Source organism: Streptosporangium sp. NPDC005286 (genome assembly GCF_040607515.1).
GTDB lineage: Bacteria > Actinomycetota > Actinomycetes > Streptosporangiales > Streptosporangiaceae > Streptosporangium.
Window position 1 is genome coordinate 1 of sequence record NZ_JBEXGU010000047.1, and the last position, 17,503, is coordinate 17,503.

The window sequence follows — 17,503 nt, forward strand, 5'->3', positions numbered from 1 at the left end:
CGGACTGCGGGGAGAAGCACATGAGACGACCCACCCTGGAGGCTGTCGCCACCCGGGCCGGCGTGTCCAAATCAACGGTCTCCAGGGTCCGTCGAGTACTGAAGTCCACTCGCTGAGCCGAGCGCGACGAAGGCCAGGATCGCAATGACCGCCGCCTCGGCGAAGGACAGCAATCCGAAACTGCAGATGCCGACCACGTACGAGGCAACTAGGAGCGGAAAACGCCCCACGCGGTCGGAGAGCGTGCCCGATGTCGCCGTCGCGACGACCTGGGACACGGCCGAGATCGTCAGCACGATTCCGACGAAACCCACCATGTGGCCGATCACCTCGAGGTACGCCGGCAGGATCGCAAACCGCACACCGTAATAGAGAGCCCCGTTGACCGCCTGACAGACGACGACGGTGACGAAGAGGGGGTCGAGGAAGAGCAGACGGAGCGTGCCACGCCGCGCCTGCGGCACGGCGGCCTCTGGGTCGGCCAGTTCGTCGGTCGCTTCGTCGGTCGCTTCGTCCAGAGTTCGCATGGTCCGGATCTGGTTGAGGAACACCAGGGTCATCACCGCTGCGACACACATCGCCACGCCGTACACGATCAGCGGCAGGTGTGGGTCCAGAACTATGATTCCGCCCAGAGCCGGTCCCGACACCGTCCCGATGCCGAGAAGACCCCCCTGCAGACTCATCACGCGACCTCGCAGACCGGGTGGGGAGACAGCCACCATGAGGGCCGTGGAGGCCATCGTGAAGGCCGCGCTGCCCACCCCGCTGACGGATCTGAGGATGATGAACGTCGTGTAGTCGTCGGCGAAGCCGGCCAGGATGGTCGCGACGCCCTGGAATCCCAGACCCGCCGCCATGACAGGCTGGAGCGGCAGCCGCCGGAGTATCGGAGTCAGTCCGAGGTTCGTGGCCAGCCGTGTCATGGCGAATCCGCTGATCGCGACGCTCATCCCTGCTATGCCGACACCGTACGCCGCGCCCAGCGCCGGCAGCGAAGGCACCACGATCCCGAAGCCGACCGCGGAGAGGAAACTGGCCAGCGCGATGACCCAGGCTGCGCGAGGCAGCTTCACGTGATTCCTCATCAGTTCTGGGAGTAAGCCATCCGGCAGACTCCTGGTGGTAGCCGCCAGCAGGTGAGCACTCGTGGCTCCTGGACGTTGAGTCCTGATGAGAGACCGTGCCCTTGCCGGTTGGCTGGGAGAGCTGATCGCTGTTGGGATGTCGTGCGCGCCCACGTGGGTGTGACCACTGTTTGATCAGGTCGCTGACGGTTCTCCCGCAGGCTGCAGATGGTGATCGGCATCCGAAGGGCAGGTGCGCGATGCGCCCACCATCGTCGACGCTGTCGATGATGGTGGGCGCATAGAAATACCCGTCGCCGGCGATGCGTGCTCCGCACGGCCGGCCGGTGGACGGGTTGCGCACGGGCGTGGTCGCTTAGGTCGCCAGGTCCCCACCACCGCTGGTCGCGGGGATCGTCAGCAGATCGTCTGCGGAAATGGTCATCGGGATCTCTTTCCTTCAGGCGCGTGCATGCGCAGCACGCTCGATGAGGGTTTGTTCGAGCAGCGCCAGCGCCTCGTCCCAGCTGCCGCGCTGCTGGATGAGCCTCCGGAACTTCATGATCTTGCGCTGCTCGTTGAGGGTCGCGGCACCGACCAGCCGGTCGCCCGATCGATACAGCGCGACGAACTTGTCCTCCTGCGGGCCACCGGACGCGAAGCTCACACTGTCCGCGCTCGCGGTGCCGACGAACTGGATCCGGCTCCGGTACCAGTCGCTCCAGAAGTATGGGACTGTCTCGAACGCGGCCCGTTTATGCTCGACGACGGCGTTAACACCCGCGCGGGCTCCCTGTTCGGCGGCATTCGTCCAGTTCTCCGAGCGCATCGTGACGTCCATCACACCGTTCGGCCAGTACGTGACATCGCCCGCAGCGAACACACCGGGGATGGAGGACTCGAGGTACTCGTCGCAGACGACCCCGCCGTCGATGGGGTTCAACTCGATTCCCGAGGACACCAGCCATTCGGTCGCCGGGGCAGCTCCGATCCCGACGACGACGAGATCGGCGGGGATGCGCTCGCCATCAGCCAGCACGACCTCGGTGACATGGGTCTCCCCTCGAATCGCCTCGATCCGCGCCCCGCATACCAGCCGGACGCCATTGCGCGAGTGGAGACCCGAGATCGCGGCGCCCACCTCCTCGCCGACGGCTCGGACGAGCGGTACCGGCGCCGCCTCGAGGATCGTCACATTCGCACCCTGTACATGTGCCGACGACGCGATCTCGGATCCGATGAACCCAGCCCCGATGACGACGACGTCGAGACCTTCGCGCAATCTGCTCCGAATGCGCGTCGCGTCGTCCAGGGTCCGGAGAGTGACGACTCCGTCGATGTCGGGAGCGATCGCCAGGCGCCGCGGGCTCGCCCCGGTCGCGACGATGAGCTTGTCGAACGGCACGCGACTCGCGTCCGCGAGCACGACCTCCCGCGCGTTCGGATCCAGCTCCGTCGCGCGACTGGAGAGCCGGATCGCGATGTTCTGCTCGTCGAGCTCCTCCGGTGCGACGAAGTAGTCGGGCTCGCCGGCCTCGGCAAGGTACGCCTTGGACAAGGGCGGGCGGTCATAGGGTAGATGCGGCTCATCGCCGATCAGCGTGATCCTGCCGCTGAATCCCTCGCGGCGAGCAGCCTGCGCGGCCCGCAGGCCGGCGAGGGACGCACCGACGATGACGAGTCCGCCAGCCACTACGCACCCTCTCCGGCGACGGACCGCGAGTCGCGGTCGATCGCCAAAGGGTCAGGATGCAGTGGTTCCCCGAGAACCCCGCATCGACCTCGGTCAGCAGCAGTCTCCATTGACACTCCAAACATGTGGCTCTCGCACCCTCGGCTCCTCGGCGGGAGCCATAGTCAGCGGTAGGAGATGGGAAGCGCGTGAGCGACGGGCCCTCCGGCGAACACGGTGCGCTGCTCGATGGACTTGTCCACTTCGGAGTCGGACAGCCCGGCAGTTCGGAGGATCGCTCGCGTGTGCTCGCCGTTGCCGGGCGGGACCATCGGGCCACGGCGCTGGGTCCTGCTGAAGCCCGCGTATCGCCCGGTCTGCATGAAGCTTGTACCGTCGTCCTGCAGTCGGATGTGGAAGGCTTCCGATTCGAGCAGTTCGGGATCGCGAAGTACCTCTGAGACGGGACGCACCTTCGCCGAGGGAACACCTGCGCGCGCGAGGCGCTGGAGCGCGTCCGCCAAAGGCAGCGAGGCGATGGAGTCCCGCAGTCCGGTTGCCAGATCTCCGTCGCCGACCAAGCCGGACTCGCGCAGTCGCGACTCGACGGTTTCATCGTCGAACGTGTGGACGTCGATGCCGAGCCACCCGTCGGCAGCCTCGTAGTATCTCCGCAGCGGATGGTGGCCTCGATAATCCTGGTGCCCCACCGGCGGGACGGGACTCCCCTCGAAGCGCACCATGTGCTCCATCTGCAGGAACGTCGCCGTGGCGGCGAGCGAGTTCCACGTCCGCTGGCCGACGCCCGATTGCTGACGTTCGTACAGACCGAGCAGGCTGAGGAGGGTGCTCATCGCCGACGTGGCCACGTCGTTGATGGCGATGGTGTTCGCGACGGGGACGTCGTCACCGCCCCACGACGACATCATGCCGCTCTCGGCCTGGATCACCATGTCGACGCCGGGACGGTGCGCATACTCACCGCCTTCGCCGTAGGCGGACATCGACTGGGTGACGATCCGCGGGTTGAGGGCCGACAGAGTCGCGTAATCGATGTTGAACTTCTTCATCACGCCAGGTCGCATTGCGTCCATGACGATGTCGGCCGTCTCTGCCAAGCGGTGGAAGACCTTCTGTCCCGCCTCGGTCGACAGGTCGATCGCGAGGCTGCGCATCCCGCGGTTCACGGCATAGGACATCACACGGTTCGGGTCACCGGTGAGTGGCTCGACCTTCACGACGTCCGCGCCGAGCTCGCTGAGCAGCATGCCCGCGTACGGCGAGGCCACGAACGTTCCCATATTGAGAACCCGGAAGCCGTTCAGCGGACCGGGCACGTAGCGGGGCGGCAGGCCGGGCTTGGGCTCCTTCGCCGGCCACGGCAGCATCCCGTCGTTCGCACCAGGCGGTGGAGCCGGCGTCCGGACGGCACCGGGCGTGCGTGTGAGGACGATGGGGATCCCGACCATCTCGACCGCGCCCCGAGCAGGGTCCTGGACCGTGGCCCGCATCCCGATCGAGCGGACGACCTCGCCGTCGAACCACTCTTCGCGGGAGTTCATCGGTCCGCAAGGGATGCCGATGCTCTCGACGAGTTCGAGCATCTCGGCTCGGGTTCGGAGCGCGACGGCACTCTCGATGATCTCCGTGGCCCAGGCGAAGTTCTCGGGCAGCGCCATGCGCGCGGTCACGCCGCCGATGCGCTCGTCCTCCAGCACGCGCTCCAACCCCAGCGCGCGCAGCAGACGCTCTTCGAACTTACGTCCGAGCGCGCCTAGGGCCAGCCACTTCCCATCCGCGCAGAGAAATTGTCGGTAGCTGGGGTGCCGGCCCATGACGCCGATCGCCGTCGGCGGGTCCGGCGCGGCCGGGCTCGTGTTGAGGGAACTCACAGTCGCCTGGAGGACGCTGTGCATTCCGGTCACCGTCACGACCTGGCCGAGACCTGAGACCGTGCGCTCGATCAGGGCCGCCACGGCGCATGTCGCGGCCCATAGGGCGTGGATGTAGGAGAGGAAGGGTGACATGCTCGCCACCGGGCCTCCGGAGATCGAGGACTGTCGCATCGCCATTCCCGCGAAACCTGCCAGGAGGTCGTTCGACTCCCCGCCGGCCCATGCGGAGTGCCCGTCCACGTAGGCGGGCAGCCGCAATGTGACCAGTTCGGCGTTCACGCGGCCCGCCTCCTCGACGGAGTGCCCCCAGTCCGACAGCGTGACACCGTCGCCGAGCACGACGACATCGGCACCGGCCACGGAGGCCGCGAGCCACTCCAGGTCGCTGTGCCGGGCGGGATCGACGCGCACGCTCTTCTTGTTCCGATGCCAGACCGCGTACCCGGGATTGTCCGACTGGGGGTCCGGCGCCGGGCCGTCGATGCGGATCACGTCGGCGCCGAAGTCCCCGAGGAGCATGCTGACGACAGGTCCGGCGATCCCTGTGGACAGGTCGAGGACGCGGACTCCTTCGAGCGCACTCACGACGCGCCTCGAAGCGACACGCGACCGCGATCGATGACGACGTCGCCCTTGGAGTCGAGCGTGCGGAAGACGCCACCGCCTTCGGTCTTCCAGACCTGGATCTCGAGCGTTTCGCCCAGCTGAACCGGCTTCGTGAAGCGACCGTACATGCCGCCGAACACCGCCGGATCGGAGTCTGCGACCGCGTGCAGCAGACCGCGCGCGGTGAAGCCGTACGTGCACATCCCGTGGAGGATCGGCGCGGGGTATCCGGCTTTGCGAGCGAACTCAGGATCGCTGTGGAGCGGATTGCTATCGCCGGTGAGGCGATAGATCAGCCCCTGCTCGGCAAGGGTTTCGTACCGGACGATGGCGTCCGGTTCGCGGCCGGGGAGCTCCCAGCTGTCTTTCGGTCCGCGGTCACCGCCGAACCCTCCTTCTCCACGGACGAATGTGCCCGAGGTGAGCCGGGCGATCGGCTGGCCTGTCTCCACGTCCACGACATCTGTCGACGACGACACGAGTGCCCCGGACCCCTTGTCGTAGATGCCGTCGACGCGTGTCGTCGACATGACCCGTCCCTCGGCGGGGACGTCGGCGAACAGCTCGAAACCCATGTCCGCGTGCAAGATCTTCGACAGGTCCAAAGTGATGCCCTCCGGGAGATCTCCTCTCGCTGCGACGGCGATGAAGGACGGCAGGACACGGTGGCGGACCGTGGAGTTCTCGGTCGTGAACTCCAGTTCCCGCGCCGCGTCGCCGTGCCCGGCGCCCACCGCCACGGCGTAGAGGAGGGTGTCCTTCACCGTCCAGGTGCGTTCGCCGGGCGCGCCGGCGCGGCCGACGAAGCGGTCGACGAAGTCGAGGTCAATGGGCATGGCTCACACTCATTTCATGATTGGGGTGGCGCGGACGCGATCCCGTCGCGTCCGCGCCGCAGGAAGAAGCGGACGGGGTCGAACTCCGTCGCCGCCGGGTAGGTGTCGCCGAACAGGGGCACGGCATCCGCGTGCAGAAAGAGAGGGGCGGTCTCGGGCAGGGCGAGGTTCAGTGTCGATGCCACACCGAGAACGCGAGGCGTACGGTCGGCGCCAGAAGCGATGAGCACCTCGCCGCCACTCAGCGGCTGAAGGCCCGGGTCTCGGAGCACGACGTCGAGGAGCCCTGCATGGGCCCGTATCCTCACCGTTCCCCGGGCAGCGACGGTGCCGTCCTCGCGTCCCCCGGTCAGAGGGAACCCGAAACCACCATCGAGCTCGATCGCACCGTCCTCGATGGTGATGACGCCGCCGACCCCGGCGACGTAACGCAGGAAGGACGGTTTCACACCCCAGGCGAGGATCGACGCCTGTGCCCGGCTGGTCGGGATGAGCTCCATATCGATCGCGACCACGGTGGCGCGCTCAGTCATCGACGATGCTGAGCGCGGCCGCCGGGCAGGAACGGACGGCCTCTTCGACCTGTGCGCGATCTGCCTCGCCGACGGTCTCCCGGACGAGGATGAGGACACCGTCGTCACCGACTTCGAAATATGCCGGCGAGATCGACTCGCAAATGCCGATGCCCGTGCAACGGCCCCGATCAACCGCGATCTTCATGGCTCATGCCTTCGGATTAGACGTGGTCAGCCCGGGAGCCGGCTGCAGGCCATCCGCGAGCGGCCGGAACACCCGTTCGAACTCGGGAGCGAGGCTTTCGGCGGTCCACGGGCCATCTCCGTCGAACGTGGCGATTTCCTGCGGCGTGTTGTACAGCCCGACGTGGTACCCCGCGGAATAGAGGGTCCGACCGGACAGCCAGTCAGACTGCTCCGAGCCGATGAAGGCGACCACCGGGGCGATGTTGTCCGGTGACAGGTAGTCGTCCTCCTGGTCGAAAGTCCGCTTCTCGCCGGGAACCGTCGCGGTCAGACGGGTCGCGGCGCCGGGAGAGATCGCGTTGGCCGTGACCCCGTAGCGGGCCAGACCGTTCGCGAGCGACTGCGTGAAACCGACGATGCCCATCTTCGCCGCCGCATAGTTGGACTGCCCGGGCGCACCGTGCAAGCCGGATGCCGACGTGAAGTTGATGATGCGGTAGTGCCCGTCGGGGTTGCGCTGCTCACGCCAGTAGGCCGAGGCGGGGCGGATGGTGCTGTAGTGTCCCTTGAGGTGCACGCGGATCACCGCGTCCCAGTCCTTCTCCTCAAGGTTGAAGATCATGCGGTCGCGGAGAATCCCCGCGACGTTCACAACGATGTCGAGCTTGCCGTAGTTCTCGAGTGCCAGATCCAGCAGACGCCGGCCGGTCTCGACATCGGCGACATCGCCACCGTCCGCGACGGCAACCTTCTCGCCGACGGAGTCGTTCAACTCGCTCGCGATCTCCTGAGCGGGTCCGACGTCCGCGCCCGAACCGTCGCCGGCCGAGCCGAGATCGTTCACCACGACGCGGGCGCCCAAGCCCACGTAGAGCCGTGCGATCGACGCTCCGATGCCGCGGCCGGCACCGGTGATGATGGCCACGCGGCCGTCCAGAATTCCCATGTCGCTCCTTAGCGATCAAGCTCACCGATCGAGCCTGTTGGATACAGAAACGCTCCTGCTCGTCAGGAGCTTGCCGTATTTCCTGCCTGTTTCGCAATGGCTACGACTGCATGTATACATGAGTAACTTCATGGGCGGTTCACACCCCACCCACCTACCGACACTCGACGACGATGCGAAGGGGCTCGAAGATGACCGCAGGGCCGGTTCCCCAACCCACACCGGAGACCCTCCCGTTCTGGGAGAGCACAAAGGCGCGCGCCATGCGCATCCAGCACTGCCTCACCTGCGAGGCAGCCGTCTTCTATCCGCGGTCGTACTGCCCGAAATGCCTGTCCTCGGAGTTGGAGTGGCGTCCGGTGTCGGGGCGCGCGACGCTCGCGTCCTACGTCATCAACCGGCGTCCGCTTCCCATGTTCGAGGTCGACGTACAGGTCATCGCGCTCGTGACGCTGGAAGAGGGCGTGCGCATGATGACGAACATCGTGGATGTCGAACCCGACCCCACGGCGCTGACGCTCGGCACAGCACTCGAGCTCGACTACCAAGAGCGGGGCGACCAGGTGCTTCCCGTGTTCCGCCCCGCAACAACCTCGAAGGAGTCCTGATGGTCAGCATGCACGGCGGCGACATCGCCATCGTGGGCGCAGCCGAGACCGCGCGCCTCGGAAAGATCCCCGACCAGTCCGCCCTGCAGCTCCACACTGAAGCCGCGGTGCGCGCCCTCGCGGACGCCGGGGTCTCTCCCGCCGAGGTGGACGGGATCGCGAACGACAGCCTGCCGCCCTTCGACATCTCTGACTACCTCGGTATCCGGCCCCGCTGGGTGGACGGCACGTGGGTCGGGGGCTGCAGCTCCATGCTCCTCGTGCGGCACGCCGCGGCCGCCATCGCTGCCGGCGCCGCCAATGTCGTGCTCGTCACGCACGGGGAGTCCGGCAGGTCCAGCGTCGGACAGAAGCCCTACCAGGCGGAACCCGCGTCGCTCCGCGGCCAGTTCGAGGTGCCCTTCGGCGGGATCGCCGCGTACTCGACGTTCACCACTCCGGTGCTCGCCTTCCTCGAAGGGCGCGGCATGTCCGCTCGGGACCTCGCGGTGGTGACCGCGGCGCAGCGCGAGTGGGCCGTGGGAAATCCGCGCGCCGCGCGCAACGAGCCGACGACCGTGGAGGACGTCCTCGCGGGGCCCGAGATCGCGTACCCCTTCACGCGCGACATGTGCTGCGTGGTCACCGACGGTGGCGGAGCGCTCGTGGTGATGTCTGCCGAGCGGGCCAGGGACCTTCCCTCTCACTCCCGCGCCGTCTATCTGCTGGGGTCGGGAGAGGCGGCCGAGGCTGCCCTGCCGTCGCAGATGGATCAGCTCGACAGCTTCGGAGCGTTCCGGTCGGCGAGCACCGATGCCTTCCAGTCCGCGGGCATCACGCACCGCGATGTCGACCACGTCATGTTCTACGACGCGTTCGCACACCTTCCTCTGTACATGCTCGAGGACACGGGGTTCGTCGGCCGAGGCGAGTCCGGTGCGTTCTTCGCCGAAGGCCACAGCCGACCTGGAGGCGACCTTCCGATCAACACCAACGGTGGCGGGATGTCCTACACCCACACCGGCAGATACGGGATGTTCGCGATGCAGGAGGCCGTCCGTCAGTTGCGCGGCGAGGCGTTCCGCCAGGTGGACGGCGTGGAGATCAGCTTCGTCCAGGGCATCGGATTCAGCTTCGGGTCCGCCGGCAGCCTCGTGCTGAGCAATCGCCGCCCATGATCGCACGCGCGCACGCGCGCACGCGCGCACGCGTGCGCGTGTGCGCGCGTGCGCGAGGGAGGCCGCCGTCATGGCTGTGGTACGTGCCGTCAGACATTTTTCGCATAGGCGGACACGGACTGTCGACGTCTGCGCTTGTGCAGACGTCACGACGCCGAGCCGCCGCAGGAACAGTCCTGGAGTGTCACGATGAAGAATCACAAGATCAGGATGCATACCTCTGAAGATTCCCTGCCGCGCCAGAAGCAACTGGCGTGGCATCTGGCCGAGGCCGCCGCGGATCCGGTGCCCGTCGAGCCCGCGGTTGCGGAGATGGTCGGGAACCGCGTCATTGACAACGCCGCGGTTGCGATCGCGGCGCTGAATCGTGCGCCGGTTGCGCATGCCAGGGCGCAAGCGTCGGCACATCCGCATCCCCCCGGGGCGGCGGTGTTCGGTCTGCCCTGGACGAGGGGCGTCTCGCCTGAGTGGGCGGCGTGGGCGAACGGCGTCGCCGTCCGTGAGCTGGACTACCACGACACGTTCCTGGCCGCGGACTATGCCCATCCCGGCGACAACATCCCGCCCATACTGGCGGTGGCCCAGCATCGCGGGTGTTCAGGGCGAGACCTTGTGAGAGGCATCGCGACGGGATACGAGGTCCAGGTCGACCTGGTTCGCGGAATCTGCCTGCACGCGCACAAGATCGATCACATCGCTCATCTGGGACCGGCGGCGGCGGCGGGCATCGGCACCCTGTTGCGCCTGTCGCCGGAAGTGATCTATCAAGCCATCGGTCAGGCCCTGCACACCACGACGACAACACGCCAGAGCCGCAAGGGCGAGATCTCCTCGTGGAAGGCCTACGCGCCGGCGTTCGCCGGGAAGGTGGCGGTGGAGGCGGTCGACCGGGCGATGCGGGGTGAGACATCACCGGCGCCGATCTACGAAGGCGAGGACGGCTTCATCGCCTGGCTGCTCGACGGGCCCGACGCGGAGTACGTCGTGCAGCTGCCGGAGCCGGGTGAGCCCAAACGGGCGATCCTGGAGACCTTCACGAAGGCACATTCGGCGGAGTATCAGGCTCAGGCACTGATCGACCTGGCGTTTCGCCTGCGAATGCGGATCGGCGCCTTGGACCAGATCGCCGAGATCGTTGTCCACACCAGTCACCACACGCATCACGTGATCGGGACCGGGGCGAACGACCCGCAGAAGATGGACCCCGACGCCAGCCGCGAGACGCTGGACCACTCGCTGATGTACATCGTCGCGGTCGCTTTGGAGGACGGTACCTGGCACCACGAGCACTCGTACGCATCGGAGCGGTCCCATCGCCCCTCGACGATCGAGCTGTGGAAGCGGATCCGCACAGTCGAGGATCCGGAATGGACCCGCCGCTACCACGCAGAGCATCCGGCGGACAAGGCGTTCGGCGGCCGTGTGGTGGTCACTCTGGCCGACGGACGGCAGATCGTCGACGAGATCGCGGTCGCGGATGCACACCCGATGGGCGCCCAGCCGTTCGGCCGCGACGACTACGTCGCCAAATTCCGCACTCTCGCCGACGGGATCGTCCCCGAGCCGGAACAGGACCGGTTCCTCGACCTGGCCTGCCGAGTCGAGGAGCTGACGGCCGACGAGGTGCGGCAACTCAACGTGACAGTGCCGGCTGAGCGGCTCGCCGACTCCAACCAGCCGAAGGGAATCTTCTGATGCCGGCGGCGGGTCCACCCGGCACGGCCCGCGCCACGCCGTCGGAGCGTCGTGCGGCCCTACGCGCCGGCCTGGCATCGGGTCGGCTGCTGCGCTTCCCGGGGGCGTTCTCCCCGCTGGTGGCCCGGACGATCATGGATCACGGGTTCGACGGCGTCTACGTGTCCGGCGCGGTCGTCGCCGCCGATCTGGCGCTGCCCGACATCGGCCTCACCACGCTCACCGAAGTTGCCACGCGCGGGCAGCAGATCGCCCGGGTCACTGATCTGCCCGCGTTGATCGACGCCGACACCGGCTTCGGTGAGCCCGCCAACGCCGGCCGGTCGGTCACGGTGCTCGAGGAGGCCGGGCTGGCCGGCTGTCATCTCGAGGACCAGGTCAATCCCAAGCGGTGCGGACACCTGGACAACAAGACGGTGGTGCCGAGGGAGGACATGGTGCGCCGGATCCGCGCAGCGGTGCTGGCGCGGCGTGACCCGAACTTCGTCATCTGCGCCCGGACCGATGCCCGAGCTGTCGAGGGCCTGGATGCGGCCATCGATCGTGCCAGGGCCTACCTCGACGCCGGCGCGGACATGATCTTCCCCGAGGCCCTGCGCGACGAGGCGGAGTTCGCCGCGTTCCGTGACGCTTTCGACGCGCCCTTGCTGGCGAACATGACCGAGTTCGGCAAGAGTCCGCTGCTCGACGTCCGCGCACTGGAGAACCTCGGCTACAACCTCGTCATCTGGCCCGTCACCACGCTACGAGCGGCGATGGGCACCGTCGAGGACACCCTGCGCACCCTCCGCGACGAAGGCACGCAAGCCGCGTTGGTCGAGCGGATGCAGACACGGGCCCGGCTGTACGAGCTCGTCGACTACGACGCCTATCGCACATTCGACCACGACCTGATGAACTTCGACGTTCCTGGAGGGGCTTGATGACCACCGACATCATGAACAACACCCGTATCCACCGCGGTCTGGCCGGAGTCGTCGCCGACACCAGTGCCGTCTCCCAGGTCGTCCCCGAGACCAACTCGCTCACCTACCGCGGCTACGCGGTGCAGGATCTGGCCGCCACGTGCAGCTTCGAGGAGGTCGCCTACCTCCTCTGGCATGGCGAGCTGCCCGATGCCGACCAACTGCGCCGCTTCCATGAGCGTGAACGCAGCCAGCGCGAGGTCACCCGCTCCACCATCGCCATCATCGACCGGCTCCCGGACACCTGCCACCCGATGGACATGCTCCGCACCGCCGTGAGCTGCCTTGGTGCCGAAGACCCCGCCGAAGCCGACGGCAGCCCCAAGGCCAACCTGGCCAAGGCGGTGGCGATGTTCGCCAAACTCCCGACCATCGTCGCCCACGACTATCGTCGGCGTCGCGGCCTGGATCGCATCCCGCCCGATCGCGAGCTCGCGTTCTCCGACAACTTCTTCCACATGTGCTTCGGCGATCGGCCGGCACAGAAGGTCGTCGACTGTTTCGACACCTCGATGATCCTCTATGCCGAGCATAGCTTCAACGCCTCGACCTTCGCCGCGCGCGTGGTCACCTCGACGCTCTCCGACATCTACTCCGCCGTCACAGCCGCCATCGGCGCGCTGAAGGGGCCGCTGCACGGCGGGGCCAACGAAGCGGTCATGCAGATGATGCTGGAGATCGGCGACCCGGACGGCGCCGGGGACTGGCTGCGCGCGCGGCTCGCCGCCGGCCAGAAGGTCATGGGCTTCGGCCATCGCGTGTACAAGGACGCCGACTCTCGGGTCCCCACCATGAAGGACGCCTTCCTCAGCGTCGCCGAGCTCACCGACGGTCAGCAGTGGGTCGACATGTACCACGCGCTGCAGACCGCCATGCTGGCAGAGAAGGGGATTCACCCCAACCTCGACTTCCCGGCCGGCCCCACGTACTACCTCATGGGATTCGACATTCCGATGTTCACGCCCTTGTTCGTCATGTCGCGCGTCACCGGCTGGACCGCACACGTCATCGAACAGCAGGCCGCCAACTCTCTCATCCGTCCCCTCAGCGCGTACACGGGGCATCCCCAACGCCACGTCCCCGCGCCGGCTACTCGCCTTGCCCGGTGACCAGACGGGAGACATCCGCGCCGGTACGTGACGAAGGCAGGCTGCCGGCAGGTACGTGCGGTCGCTCAGCTCTGGCGACAGAAGGGAGGTGGCTGTCGCAACGAGGCTCTCGAAGCGAGCGGTTGCGGCTTGGGCTTCCTGTCCAATCTGGCGGTGGCGGCGGTGCCGCCGAAGCAGACCGGTGTGGCGAGTGGCATGAACGCCAACATCCGCACGATCGGCGGCTCCATCGGTGCCGCCGTGATGACGACCATCGTCACCGCTCACTCCCGACCGTCCGGCTACCCCGACGAGCGGGGCTACGCGCTCGGCTTCGCGACCGTGGCCGGCATCGCCCTGCTGGCCGCCCTCGCGAGGATCCTGATCCCCGCCGCAGGCACCCGGCGACTACGCCGAGACCTCAAGATCGGCTCCGGTCCCGAGGCGCGGGGGAGCGAGTTCTACGGCCCCAAGGGACGCGGCGACATGGGCGGCGCTCCGGCCCTGCAGGACCTGTGGGCTCCGCTGCAAAGAATGGACGACGCCCGCCGACTCTGGCCCTGACCTGCCAGATCGAGCAGACCTGGACCGAGATCGACGCCCTGGCCGCGCGGCTGCACGAACTCGAAGAAGCGGCCGAGCACCTGCGGATCACCCGCAAGACCCTGCTCTCCCTCGCTGACGAACCCGAGGCCGACAACGCCCCGCCGGCTCCCGTACTCCCCGACCACCCCGCCTACCGGCAGATCCTGGACATCTTCGCCGACCTCGGCCGCCCTCTACGGGCACGGGATCTGTGCCAGGTACTGGACCTGCCCATCGTCCCGAAGAACACCGAGAAGATCCGCGCCAAACTCAAACGCCTGGTCAGCCGGGGCATCCTCGTCGAGACCGAACCCGGATTGTTCGCTCAGCCCCGTCCGTAGTTCGACCGCGACGCTTCTGACCAGCCTGCCCTACCCAGCCCAAACGACGAACGGGACATCAACTCGCGCAACGCCCTCTGAGTGGGGCGGACTGAGGCTTGCTGAAGCGCGAGCGGTGCGGAAGTCAGTGTGCGGGGGCCCCGTTGGCCACCAGCCCCGCCGCGTGCCGGGCCAGGCGGGTCTTCTCCACCGCCGCGCTGCCGAGGGAGACCTCGAAGGACGGCTCGACCGTACGGGACGGCTTGACGGGGATCGCGCCACCCCGGACGCGCCGGATGATCCCCTGCTTGTCGAGGAGCTCCAGATCGGTGCGGATCGTGACGCTGGTGACCCCGAATATCTCGGCCAGATCGGTGACGCGGACGAACTCGTGCTCCAGGACCATGGAGACGATCCGTTCGCGCCGGACGTCGGCGGCGATGTCCGGTGTCGCGGTCGCCTCTCCCATCAGCCCGCCCTGCCGGACGCGATGGGCCTGCCGCGCACGATTCCCGGCGGCAGGGCCGCCTCGTGCGCGTCGACGAGTTCGTCGCACAGTTCCTCTATGGCCGCCAGCGGCAGCGTGGCCGACGTGTTGGGGTCGAGCATGGCCGCCTGGTACACCGCCGATCGTCGTTCCTCCAGGGCCGCGGTCACGGTCAGCTCCACCACATTGAGGAAGGTACGGTTCAGCGCGGCCAGCTGCACGGGCAACGCCCCGGCCGGCACCTCCACGCACGCCTGCTCGGGGAGGTTGTCGATCAGACCGGCGTTGGGCAGCGTGAGGTACACCTCGCGCGGGGTGCCGGTGAGCATCGAGTGGATCACCTCGGACGCCATCTCGAAGTGTTTCCATTTGGCCAGGACCGGCTCGCCGGCGGCCAGCGAGCCCCGGAGCCGCTCGTACGCGTCGAGTTTCCTGGCCCGGCGCCGCAGGGACTCGTCGATCGGCAGGCTGAGCCGTTCGACCTCCTTGTCGTGCGGGAGGAACCACGGCACGTACTCGGCGGCGTGCTCGCTCGACTCGGTCGGGAAGTAGCCGAAGCGGCGGTAGATCTCGCTGCGGACGTGGCCGCGCAGCTCCTGGTCCTCCTCCATCAGCAGGTCGAGATCGGCGTACAGCGAGCGGCCTTCGCTTTCGCAGCGCAGCACGAACGCCTGGTGGTTCACCCCGGCCGTGCGGAAGGTGATCTCCTCCAGTTCGCGGCCGACGAGGTCGGCCAGCAGCGCGTGGGTGTCGCGGACCGAGTGGCACAGCGCGGCGACGCGGCGCAGCGGCGTGCCCGCGTGCACGGCCCAGCACAGCGTCGCCATGCGTGCTCCCTCACCTGCGGCACAGTGAACTTCGGCGACGACGTCTTCATGAACCCCTGGGGCTTCATGACCGACCTCTACCAGGCCACCCAGGAGAAGGGCATCGTCCCCGAATTCGAACTCTTCGACCTGGGCCACATCTCCACCCTGCAACGCCTGCTGTCGGCGTACGGGCTGCCGCACGGCGGCCGGATTCACTGCGATCTGGTCATGGGCGTACCAGGCGGATTCGACGGCGACCTGCGCACAGTGGCCGCGGCCGTGCAGGCGCTCCCGGAAGGCGCCACCTGGTCGGCCACCGGAATCGGGCGCACGTCCGTGCCTGTGCTGCTGGCGGCGTTGTCGGCGGGCGGGCACCTGCGGGTCGGCATGGAGGACACCCTCACCTACGCCAAGGGCCGGCCGGTCCGGGACAACGCCGAACTCGTCACCAGGGCGGCCGCGACCCTGGCCCAGCGCCCGCCGATGGACCCGCAGACCGCCCGCGTCTTCCTGACGCCTTCCACCAGGACAGCGAGGAACCGGGCTCCGGTTCGGCGACCTCCTCCATCGCCCCGGCGGCTGGGTCAGCGCCCCGGCTGCGCCAGGCCGAGCGCCAGGCCTTGATCCCGAGGTACAGCAGCAATGCCGCGCCCACCACGCGCAGGACCAGGAAGGCCACCTCTGAGGCGGCGACCAGGGAAGCGAGCCCGGCGGCAGCGAGCAACGCCCATAAGTACAGGCCCGCTTCCAGGCCCAGCACCGTGGGCACCGCACCGGAGAAGCCGCGCAGTGCGGCGCGGCGCAGGATCAGCGCCATCGCCGGGCCCGGCGACGCGGAGATCAGCACTACGGCAAGGACGAAGGCAGGGAGAGAAGAGATGAGTTCCACGAGGCTCATCTTGGCTGTGCGCTTATTGCCCGTTCCACGCGTTTAACGCCGACCGCGCGTCGAACTGAGCCTTCGCGGCGAACGACCCGCCGGCGTGGGCGGTGAGCATCAGGGCCGGCACCCACAGCACCCTCCGCAGTGGGCCGGGAGCACGCCTAGGCCAGCGTGTCGAGTGACACCTGCCACAGCCGCTCCGCGGCCTCCGGGTCCAGCGCGTACGCCGCGATGCCCTGGCGGCTGTTTCCCGGCTGGTTCGGCTCCGCCTCGTTGCAGTCCTCGAAATACCGCCCGCCGACCCCGGCGAGCAGCGGCGAGGTGGCCACCAGCACCGATGTGGCCGCCCCTTGCTCAACCGTCTTCACCGGCAGACCCGCGTCGCCGACCGCCACCGCCGCGCGCAGCCGCTCCTGCTCCTCCTCGCTGATATGGCGCAGCAGGTTGGTATGGATTACGCCGGGCATCAACGCGTTGACGGTGATGCCGTCGTCCGCCCACCGGCGGCTCGCCTCGACCGCGAACAGCACATTGGCGGTTTTCGACTGCGCGTACGCCGACCAAGGCTCGTACGCCCGCTCGCGGAAGTGGATGTCGTCGAACACGACCGGCGACCGCAGGTGTACCGAGGAGCTGACGGACGCGACCCGCGCGCCCCCGGCCGCCGCGAGCGCGTGACGCAGCCCGGTGGCGAGCGCGAAATGGCCGAGGTGGTTGGTGGCGAACTGCATCTCCCAGCCCTCCGGCGTACGCATTTCGGGCGTGGCCATCACGCCGGCGTTGTTGACCAGGATGTGGAGCGGCCCGTCCCACCCCTCGGCGAACGCCGCGACCGACGCCTGGTCCGTGAGGTCAAGCCGCGCGACCAGGACCTGCTTGTTGCCAGTGGTCTCAATGATGTCCTCAGCGGTGCGCTCGCCCGCGTCGAGCTGGCGGACCGCCAAGGTCACCTCGGCGCCGGCGGAAGCCAGCGCCCTGGCCGTCTCGATGCCGATGCCGGACGCGCCGCCGGTGACAATGGCCCGCCGCCCGCTGAGATCGAGGCCGTCCACCACCTCGGCCGCGGTCGAGGCGGCCGAGAACGGCGTGGTGATACGTGTGGTCATGATTCTCCCGTCCGGTACGATCAAACGGAGAAGCCTCCGCTACGCCTTCAATGTAAACGGAGGGTCCTCCGATTAGC

At 67.9% G+C, this 17,503-nt stretch carries 19 protein-coding genes and 1 pseudogene; 9 read left to right on the top strand and 11 right to left on the bottom strand.

The features are described 5' to 3' along the window. Positions 1–20 precede the first annotated feature (20 nt). A complete protein-coding gene (locus ABZU75_RS19105) occupies positions 21–116 on the top strand; it encodes a LacI family DNA-binding transcriptional regulator (RefSeq protein WP_355555767.1) in 96 nt (31 codons plus the stop codon). On the opposite strand, the gene ABZU75_RS19110 is transcribed toward ABZU75_RS19105, so the two are convergent. The 7 genes from ABZU75_RS19110 to ABZU75_RS19140 form a co-directional block, all read right to left on the bottom strand. After that, entirely contained in the window at positions 72–1,076 is a 1,005-nt protein-coding gene (locus ABZU75_RS19110; protein WP_355555660.1) for an MFS transporter, read from the bottom strand. The two genes, ABZU75_RS19105 and ABZU75_RS19110, sit on opposite strands and share 45 nt — an antisense overlap. Positions 1,077–1,527: 451 nt before the next feature. Then, positions 1,528–2,760: an FAD-dependent oxidoreductase gene (locus ABZU75_RS19115; RefSeq protein WP_355555662.1), complete on the bottom strand. Its 1,233-nt coding sequence runs from the start codon at positions 2,758–2,760 to the stop codon at positions 1,528–1,530. Positions 2,761–2,924: 164 nt separating this feature from the next. After that, on the bottom strand, positions 2,925–5,219 hold the full coding sequence (locus ABZU75_RS19120; protein WP_355555664.1) for a CoA transferase: 2,295 nt from the start codon (positions 5,217–5,219) through the stop codon (positions 2,925–2,927). Next, positions 5,216–6,076 carry a MaoC/PaaZ C-terminal domain-containing protein gene (locus ABZU75_RS19125; RefSeq protein ID WP_355555666.1) on the bottom strand — a complete coding sequence of 287 codons (861 nt, stop codon included), beginning with the start codon at positions 6,074–6,076 and terminating at the stop codon, positions 5,216–5,218. The genes ABZU75_RS19120 and ABZU75_RS19125 overlap by 4 nt, the downstream gene beginning before the upstream one ends. Positions 6,077–6,090: 14 nt before the next feature. Continuing rightward, positions 6,091–6,609, bottom strand: a complete 519-nt coding sequence (locus tag ABZU75_RS19130; RefSeq protein ID WP_355555668.1) for an HtaA domain-containing protein — start codon at positions 6,607–6,609, stop codon at positions 6,091–6,093. Beyond that, positions 6,602–6,796, bottom strand: a complete 195-nt coding sequence (locus ABZU75_RS19135) for a ferredoxin (RefSeq protein ID WP_355555670.1) — start codon at positions 6,794–6,796, stop codon at positions 6,602–6,604. The genes ABZU75_RS19130 and ABZU75_RS19135 overlap by 8 nt, the downstream gene beginning before the upstream one ends. A 3-nt stretch (positions 6,797–6,799) precedes the next feature. Beyond that, a complete protein-coding gene (locus tag ABZU75_RS19140; RefSeq protein WP_355555672.1) occupies positions 6,800–7,723 on the bottom strand; it encodes an SDR family NAD(P)-dependent oxidoreductase in 924 nt (307 codons plus the stop codon). 263 nt (positions 7,724–7,986) lie between these two features. On the opposite strand from ABZU75_RS19140, the gene ABZU75_RS19145 reads away from it, so the two are divergent. The 7 genes from ABZU75_RS19145 to ABZU75_RS19175 all read left to right on the top strand — a co-directional run bounded on the left by ABZU75_RS19145 (position 7,987) and on the right by ABZU75_RS19175 (position 14,162). Further along, positions 7,987–8,331 (top strand): OB-fold domain-containing protein, encoded by a 345-nt coding sequence (locus tag ABZU75_RS19145; RefSeq protein ID WP_355555674.1) that lies wholly within the window; start codon positions 7,987–7,989, stop codon positions 8,329–8,331. Continuing rightward, positions 8,331–9,488, top strand: coding sequence for a thiolase (locus tag ABZU75_RS19150; protein ID WP_355555676.1), 1,158 nt, complete (start codon positions 8,331–8,333; stop codon positions 9,486–9,488). The genes ABZU75_RS19145 and ABZU75_RS19150 overlap by 1 nt, the downstream gene beginning before the upstream one ends. Before the next feature lie 210 nt (positions 9,489–9,698). Next, on the top strand, positions 9,699–11,183 hold the full coding sequence (locus tag ABZU75_RS19155) for an MmgE/PrpD family protein (protein ID WP_355555678.1): 1,485 nt from the start codon (positions 9,699–9,701) through the stop codon (positions 11,181–11,183). Beyond that, positions 11,183–12,106: a methylisocitrate lyase gene (gene prpB / locus ABZU75_RS19160; RefSeq protein ID WP_355555680.1), complete on the top strand. Its 924-nt coding sequence runs from the start codon at positions 11,183–11,185 to the stop codon at positions 12,104–12,106. The genes ABZU75_RS19155 and prpB overlap by 1 nt, the downstream gene beginning before the upstream one ends. After that, positions 12,106–13,257, top strand: coding sequence for a bifunctional 2-methylcitrate synthase/citrate synthase (locus ABZU75_RS19165; protein WP_355555682.1), 1,152 nt, complete (start codon positions 12,106–12,108; stop codon positions 13,255–13,257). Before prpB ends, ABZU75_RS19165 begins: the two co-directional genes overlap by 1 nt. Before the next feature lie 129 nt (positions 13,258–13,386). Beyond that, complete coding sequence (locus ABZU75_RS19170) at positions 13,387–13,800, top strand: hypothetical protein (RefSeq protein WP_355555684.1); 414 nt, start codon at positions 13,387–13,389, stop codon at positions 13,798–13,800. After that, entirely contained in the window at positions 13,752–14,162 is a 411-nt protein-coding gene (locus ABZU75_RS19175) for a hypothetical protein (RefSeq protein WP_355555686.1), read from the top strand. Before ABZU75_RS19170 ends, ABZU75_RS19175 begins: the two co-directional genes overlap by 49 nt. A 124-nt stretch (positions 14,163–14,286) precedes the next feature. Here ABZU75_RS19175 and ABZU75_RS19180 read toward each other — a convergent pair whose 3' ends face one another. Further along, complete coding sequence (locus ABZU75_RS19180) at positions 14,287–14,610, bottom strand: DeoR family transcriptional regulator (protein ID WP_355555688.1); 324 nt, start codon at positions 14,608–14,610, stop codon at positions 14,287–14,289. Continuing rightward, positions 14,610–15,455: a hypothetical protein gene (locus ABZU75_RS19185; RefSeq protein ID WP_355555690.1), complete on the bottom strand. Its 846-nt coding sequence runs from the start codon at positions 15,453–15,455 to the stop codon at positions 14,610–14,612. Before ABZU75_RS19185 ends, ABZU75_RS19180 begins: the two co-directional genes overlap by 1 nt. Here ABZU75_RS19185 and ABZU75_RS19190 point away from each other — a divergent pair. Continuing rightward, positions 15,429–16,061 carry a 3-keto-5-aminohexanoate cleavage protein gene (locus ABZU75_RS19190; RefSeq protein ID WP_355555692.1) on the top strand — a complete coding sequence of 211 codons (633 nt, stop codon included), beginning with the start codon at positions 15,429–15,431 and terminating at the stop codon, positions 16,059–16,061. The genes ABZU75_RS19185 and ABZU75_RS19190 overlap by 27 nt on opposite strands. 7 nt (positions 16,062–16,068) lie before the next feature. On the opposite strand, the pseudogene ABZU75_RS19195 reads toward ABZU75_RS19190, so the two are convergent. Both ABZU75_RS19195 and ABZU75_RS19200 read right to left on the bottom strand, forming a co-directional pair. Next, positions 16,069–16,335: pseudogene (locus ABZU75_RS19195) on the bottom strand (LysE family transporter); the annotation flags it as partial. Between the two features lie 146 nt (positions 16,336–16,481). Next, a complete protein-coding gene (locus tag ABZU75_RS19200; protein WP_355555694.1) occupies positions 16,482–17,426 on the bottom strand; it encodes an SDR family NAD(P)-dependent oxidoreductase in 945 nt (314 codons plus the stop codon). Positions 17,427–17,503: the final 77 nt, after the last annotated feature.

Coding starts and splice junctions, on each gene's coding strand:
- ABZU75_RS19200 (WP_355555694.1), bottom strand. CDS start 17,426: ATGACCACACGTATCACCACGCCGTTCTCGGCCGCCTCGACCGCGGCC.
- ABZU75_RS19185 (WP_355555690.1), bottom strand. CDS start 15,455: ATGGCGACGCTGTGCTGGGCCGTGCACGCGGGCACGCCGCTGCGCCGC.
- ABZU75_RS19150 (WP_355555676.1), top strand. CDS start 8,331: ATGGTCAGCATGCACGGCGGCGACATCGCCATCGTGGGCGCAGCCGAG.
- ABZU75_RS19180 (WP_355555688.1), bottom strand. CDS start 14,610: ATGGGAGAGGCGACCGCGACACCGGACATCGCCGCCGACGTCCGGCGC.
- ABZU75_RS19155 (WP_355555678.1), top strand. CDS start 9,699: ATGCATACCTCTGAAGATTCCCTGCCGCGCCAGAAGCAACTGGCGTGG.
- ABZU75_RS19125 (WP_355555666.1), bottom strand. CDS start 6,076: ATGCCCATTGACCTCGACTTCGTCGACCGCTTCGTCGGCCGCGCCGGC.
- ABZU75_RS19130 (WP_355555668.1), bottom strand. CDS start 6,609: ATGACTGAGCGCGCCACCGTGGTCGCGATCGATATGGAGCTCATCCCG.
- ABZU75_RS19165 (WP_355555682.1), top strand. CDS start 12,106: ATGACCACCGACATCATGAACAACACCCGTATCCACCGCGGTCTGGCC.
- ABZU75_RS19135 (WP_355555670.1), bottom strand. CDS start 6,796: ATGAAGATCGCGGTTGATCGGGGCCGTTGCACGGGCATCGGCATTTGC.
- prpB (WP_355555680.1), top strand. CDS start 11,183: ATGCCGGCGGCGGGTCCACCCGGCACGGCCCGCGCCACGCCGTCGGAG.
- ABZU75_RS19140 (WP_355555672.1), bottom strand. CDS start 7,723: ATGGGAATTCTGGACGGCCGCGTGGCCATCATCACCGGTGCCGGCCGC.
- ABZU75_RS19105 (WP_355555767.1), top strand. CDS start 21: ATGAGACGACCCACCCTGGAGGCTGTCGCCACCCGGGCCGGCGTGTCC.
- ABZU75_RS19145 (WP_355555674.1), top strand. CDS start 7,987: ATGCGCATCCAGCACTGCCTCACCTGCGAGGCAGCCGTCTTCTATCCG.